Annotated in this window: 6 protein-coding genes and 1 pseudogene; 5 read left to right on the plus strand and 2 right to left on the minus strand. The window is 41.5% G+C overall.

From position 1 onward, the window contains the following. Positions 1-296 (minus strand): annotated as a pseudogene (locus tag IM485_RS15865) (ATP-binding protein); the annotation flags it as partial. Positions 297-530: 234 nt separating this feature from the next. On the opposite strand from IM485_RS15865, the gene IM485_RS15870 reads away from it, so the two are divergent. The 3 genes from IM485_RS15870 to IM485_RS15880 all read left to right on the plus strand — a co-directional run bounded on the left by IM485_RS15870 (position 531) and on the right by IM485_RS15880 (position 2,247). Then, on the plus strand, positions 531-665 hold the full coding sequence (locus IM485_RS15870; protein WP_272948759.1) for a hypothetical protein: 135 nt from the start codon (positions 531-533) through the stop codon (positions 663-665). Continuing rightward, entirely contained in the window at positions 655-1,908 is a 1,254-nt protein-coding gene (locus IM485_RS15875; RefSeq protein WP_287744274.1) for a competence/damage-inducible protein A, read from the plus strand. Before IM485_RS15870 ends, IM485_RS15875 begins: the two co-directional genes overlap by 11 nt. A 207-nt stretch (positions 1,909-2,115) precedes the next feature. Then, positions 2,116-2,247: a hypothetical protein gene (locus IM485_RS15880; RefSeq protein ID WP_255520650.1), complete on the plus strand. Its 132-nt coding sequence runs from the start codon at positions 2,116-2,118 to the stop codon at positions 2,245-2,247. 419 nt (positions 2,248-2,666) lie between these two features. Here IM485_RS15880 and IM485_RS15885 read toward each other — a convergent pair whose 3' ends face one another. Next, a complete protein-coding gene (locus IM485_RS15885) occupies positions 2,667-4,262 on the minus strand; it encodes an Hsp70 family protein (protein WP_104398020.1) in 1,596 nt (531 codons plus the stop codon). Positions 4,263-4,453: 191 nt separating this feature from the next. On the opposite strand from IM485_RS15885, the gene IM485_RS15890 reads away from it, so the two are divergent. Further along, the gene (locus IM485_RS15890) at positions 4,454-5,053 is read left to right on the plus strand and encodes a Uma2 family endonuclease (RefSeq protein ID WP_104398021.1); all 600 of its coding nucleotides are present in this window, start codon (positions 4,454-4,456) and stop codon (positions 5,051-5,053) included. A gap of 99 nt (positions 5,054-5,152) precedes the next feature. Continuing rightward, positions 5,153-5,620, plus strand: a complete 468-nt coding sequence (locus IM485_RS15895; protein ID WP_104398022.1) for a DUF29 domain-containing protein — start codon at positions 5,153-5,155, stop codon at positions 5,618-5,620. Positions 5,621-5,832 lie beyond the last annotated feature (212 nt).

The following is a 5,832-nucleotide window of genomic DNA, read 5'->3' on the forward strand; positions in this document are numbered from 1 at the left end:
ATATTTATTGTATTATACCATGCCCCTAAAATTGCCAATTCTGCGGCAGTAGGATCATGATTAAATGCACTTCCTACTTCCACTGATACCATGACTGCGGCATAATTTCCTGTAGCAGTAAGTTGTTTTGCTAGGGCTAACATTGCGGTGGTTTTCCCCGTTTGTCGTGGTGCGTGTAGGACAAAGTAACTACGTTGTTGAATTAGCTCCTCTAAATCTGGTAATCGCACTGTGGGAGAGAGCATATAGTGGATATCGTTGGAACAGGGACCGGCAATATTAAACCAGCGAGTCATAGAATTTTATTATTTAGTGGACATTTTAATTTTAGATGATTTTGGTGGGGTTTGTGATGGCAGGAAGGAAGAGGTGATGCTCGGCAATACTTTGTTATGCTTGATTATGATCAATTATTGTTATATAAGGGAATAATGCGCTGATTTTATGTTTGCTAAATCAGATATGGGCTGTTCAGCAACAAAGTGATATTTAATATACAAGACTCTGATTGTTGATAGCTTACTGGTATAATGTGGGAGCGCACTGATATTGTTAACTTCCATGACCATCGTTACCGAAACCCCGATCGAACGATGGTGACAGGAGATCAGTTGATGATCAAAATTGAAAATCTTAAGCTAATTGTCAAAAATTATGGCCGCTGAAATTATTTGTGTAGGAACGGAATTATTATTAGGGGATATAGTTAATACTAACGCCCAATATTTAGCCCTAGAATTAGCAAAATTAGGCATTCCCCATTATTATCAAACGGTGGTGGGGGATAATGTGGAAAGACTGAAAAAAGCGATCGCTATTGCCCGAGAACGTTCCTCAATTTTAATTTTTACCGGGGGACTGGGACCTACTCCCGACGATTTAACCACAGAAACAATCGCCGATTTTTTCCAAACGCCCCTCAGGGAAGATAAAGAGATTTTAGCAGAAATAGAGGCTAAATTTACGAGTTTAGGGCGAGAAATGCCTCTTAGTAACAGTAAACAGGCTTTAATACCTGTGGGAGCCGATTTTTTGCCAAATCCGACGGGAACCGCCCCCGGCATGATCTGGCAACCAGAGACTAACGTAACTATTCTCACTTTCCCCGGAGTACCCTCAGAAATGAAGAGAATGTGGGTAGAAACGGCGATTCCTTACCTAAAAAGTCAAGGATGGGGCAAAGAGAGGATTTATAGTCGTTCTCTCAAATTTCGCGGTATTGGTGAGTCAGCTTTAGCGGAAAAAGTAGCCCATTTATTTAATCTGACTAATCCCACCGTTGCTCCCTATGCTGGTTTAGGCGAAGTGCGTTTACGAATTGCGACGAAAGCCCCTTCTTTAGAGGCTGCTTTACAGGTAATTGAACCAGTAGCGACGGAAATTAAGGAAATTGCTGGATTAGATTATTTTGGCTCTGATGATGATACTTTACCCGCAGTGGTGGGGGAACTTTTGCGGCGACAAAAACAAACTTTGAGTGTGGCAGAATCCTGTACCGGAGGGGAATTAGGGGAAATTATCACCCAAATCGCCGGCAGTTCCGATTATTTTTGGGGTGGGGTTATTTCCTACGATAATCGGGTAAAAGTTGCCCTCTTAGACGTAAATGAGCGGGATTTAAATAATTTCGGGGCTGTCAGTGCCATTGTTGCCCAACAGATGGCCTTAGGAGTGCAAAAACGCCTCGCTACGGATTGGGGGATCAGTATCACGGGTATTGCCGGACCGGGAGGCGGCAGTGAGACAAAACCCGTGGGCCTAGTTTATATCGGTTTAGCCGATCCTCAGAGAAATGTTACCGTATCTGAGCATCGTTTCGGAGAAAATCGAGATCGCTTGACCATTCGCCAGATTAGTGCTTATACCGCTCTCGATCGCCTACGCAGGGATTTATTAACAATATCTTAAAAAAGAGTTGCCAAGAATATATACTCAGACTAAAAAGTTATGTTAAGCTTAATATAAGTACAAGATATAGATTCCCCCGTTCGTCAGATTGAACAGCCAAACGATAAAAATTAGTTAAAATTCTCTAGAATCAAGCTTTTGCGTGGCTGTTGCGGGGATCAATCGACGAAAACTCATAGCTAGTATCTCAAAGGAGCCATTTGGTCAATGGACTATTTAGATGAAGTGATAGAAAAATTGAGAGAATGGGCGCGCAAACTGATCGAGAGTGTTTTTGGCCCGGAACCCGAACCCGAACCCGAACTAATCCCGATCCCCGTGCGCGATCACAGTCGATAAAGCCACCAGTAAAACAGAATATTGCGATAATATCAGTGCAAACTTACTATGAGTCTGCACTTGATTTTTGGCTGAAGCCAAGCCTAACTTAGAGCAGGCTGAATAAATCTAAAATTTAGACTTTTTGGAAATCAAAAAGTACCAGATATGGGAGTAAGCGGGGGTAAAATTCAGGTAATTTTTTCCTAAAAATTAGGTAGGGTTTGCTGAATAAATCTAAAAACCTTGTTAGATAAGGCTTTTAGACTTTTTTTCCCTCAAAAAGTGTTGACCATTGGAGTGATCGGGGGTAAAATCCCTGGACTTTTTCCCTGAAAATTAGGTAACTGACTACCTCAAAATCGGTAAAACCCCACACCCCACACCCCACACCCTACACCCCACACCCTACACCCAGGAGCAACTTTTTGCCGCAAACCCTAGCTTAATTTGGTAACGATTTGATTATTTAGTAACAATTCTTGACTGAGTAAATCTTCCACATTAATCCTCAGAAAGCACTGATCATCAATCCAGAACTGCACTTTAATGCGATCTTTACCCCGAAAACCTAAAGGATCGAGTTTAGCGATCGATCGGGCCCCCTCGCGATCATTTAAAGGTTGGACGCTAGTTTCTCCATTACCGAGGGAACGAGTGATTAATTTATCACCATCAAAATAGACCTCCATTGCCCCACTTTCTGTGCCTAATTCGCCGATAATTAATTCAATGCTAGGCTGATTGTCCACGGAAGCACCTAGTACTAATTCCACGGGTTTTTCCATAGGATAGGGTTGTCCAGAGTTAATAATTGGATGCCAAGCGTGGGCATTTTTGCGACGATTCCAGTAACGAATGCCGTAGCTATGATAGAGAAAATCTTTGACTTGATAACCTTGGGCTAATTGTAACGCTCCTAAAGCGATCGCTTCAAAGGGTCGATCCTCTTTAATTTTACTACTATCAAAATACTGTCGCACCCAATCTTTTACCGCCGGAATTTGTACGGTTCCCCCAACTAATAACACCGCATCGATATCGCTAACTTCAATTCCATTGCGTCTTCCCTGTTGCAAAACTCCCGTCATTAAATCATCTAATTGATTAAAAAAGTTTTGTTGTTGGAGAATATCGTTCAATTGTTCTCGATCTAAGCTTAACTCGTAACTCTCGAAATTTTCCTCATCAAAATATACCTCCGCGGCGGTTAATTGGGAAGAAAGTTTAATTTTTAATCTTTCTGCTAGACGAGTAGTCAAGGAAGTTTTCCCTAAAGATTGCTTTTGGGCAAAATAATCGACAATCCAATCATCGATATCTGACCCCCCTAAATTTATCCCTGCCTTGGCTAAAACCCTCGCTAGTTTAGTTTTTTGGGCGGAATTATTGCCTAAAATTTTTTCTCCCCACTTGAGAATAAAACCTTGATTTTTTTGAGGATTATCTAAATCTAATTGTACCAAAGAAAGATCGAGGGTGCCACCGCCAAAATCTACCACTAAAATCACCTGATCACCCGTGCTTCCATAACCCAAAGCGGCGGCCGTGGGTTCATCAATTAGTCGAATTTGTTCGATTTCCCATCCCTGACAAACATTGCTTAACCAATTGCGGTAACTTTCAAAACTATCGACGGGAACGGTTAAAACTAGAGATTGGGGGGTTTCTGGGGTGGTGTTTTTTAAGTTGTCGATGATGCTATCGAGAAACCATTGACCAACTCCCTCGAAACTGAGGACAGTTTCCTCTAATTCCGGTAAAAATCCTTGAATTTTTGCGCCGATACCTCGTTTAAAGCGACGAAAAAAACGCGGATCTCGATCAACATCTAAACCCCGATCGCGCACTGCTTGACCGGCAATTACTTGCAGGGGATTGGCTGATTTAATATAGAGTAAACTGGGAATTAGGGGGGGATTGTCGGCTATTTGTTGGGATAACTCCGATAATTTCACGGTTTCGGCCCTATTTGTCGCCCCATTCCAACGAGTAATGACGGTATTACTGGTTCCGAAATCAATAGCGTAGAACACGATCGATGGTTTTTAGGTAAATTTAGTTAAGTATTGGCTATTGTAACCTGTTATTTAGTGAAACCGCCCAATCGAGGTGGAAGTTTCCCCAAAAAATCGGGAATTTGTTCAGCGCAAGCTAAAGAATTCTGTGCAGAAACTTGACAAATAATCTTTAATAGTATATATGAGTTCCACCTGATCAAAGGACTATGTTAGCAGTCACCACCTCACCCGAAACCCTCTCCTTAGAAATTCCTAGGGCGATCGCTCTTTCTATCACCCTTGAACAGTTTGAAGCCCTTGCTGCGGTCAACCGTGACTTAAAATTAGAACGTACAGCCCAAGGAGAATTAATCGTGAATCCCCCGACAGGTGGCGAATCAGGACAACGAAATTTTCGTATAACAGGACAATTGTTTCGCTGGTGCGAAGAAAATGAAGCTTTAGGAGTCGGGTTTGACTCTTCCACTGGATTTATACTACCAAATGGGGCGATTCGTTCTCCCGATCTATCTTGGATGAGTCGAGAACGCTGGGAATCTTTAACCCCTAAGCAGAAAAAGGGATTTATTCCCCTCTGTCCCGATTTTGTGGTGGAATTACGCTCTGAATCCGATAGTCTTGACAAATTACAAAAAAAACTGCTTGAGTATAGGGAAAATGGCGCAAGGTTAGGCTGGTTAATCGATCCGCAGAATCGGCAAGTTGAAATTTATCGTCAAGGAAAGGAGGTAGAAATATTAGAAAATCCCACTGATTTATCGGGTGAAGATGTTTTACCTAATTTTAGCTTAAATTTAAAGCTCTGATGTTTTCAGGAGTCATCCTGCGATATTCTGCCAATCTTTTTGAGATCGGGGATTCGCTTCTAAATTATCTAAGAATTCTTTTTTCTAGGTCATCATCAAATGAGCATCGAAAAGTCTTTAGTCTCCTCAGGTAAAAGTCTTTATCAAGAAGATTTCTACCGATGGTTACAAGAAACCGCTAATTTACTCAAAGAACATCGTTTTGAAAAATTAGACTTAGAAAATTTGATCGAAGAAATTGAAACGATGGGAAGGAGTGAAAAACGAGAACTAGAAAGTCGCTTAACCGTCATTGCCGAACATTTGCTTAAATTGACTTACTGGCTGACTGAAAAGGAAGCAAATACTCAAGGGTGGCGCAGCACAATTGTTGAACAACGCAGACAAGTTCAACGCTTATTAAAAGAGAGTCCAAGTCTGAGAAGATTGATTCCTGAAATCTGGATAGATTGTTATCAAGCAGCCAGAGAAGATACTCTCAGAAAGTATCAACTCTCTGCTGATTTATTCCCGATTGAATCACCCTTTACCTTTGCAGAAATCCTTGATTCTGACTATCTTCCTTAAAACTCAAGTTTGGTATTTCTGGACTTCCCCGTTGACAAAAAGCCATAAGCTGTGCTGTAGAAGGGATTAAAAGAATTTCCGGCACCCCGTTACTGGCTACAAATTAGGGAAACTCCCAATAAATCTAACGCTTTTTGTTGCAGTTGGGTCGGTCGAGTTATCTTAGAAAAACGATAACTTCCCTCCCTAATCGTACATTCCACTGTATTCAA

It is taken from the genome of Microcystis sp. M169S2 (assembly GCF_020245865.1).
Taxonomy (GTDB): Bacteria; Cyanobacteriota; Cyanobacteriia; order Cyanobacteriales; family Microcystaceae; genus Microcystis; species Microcystis ichthyoblabe_A.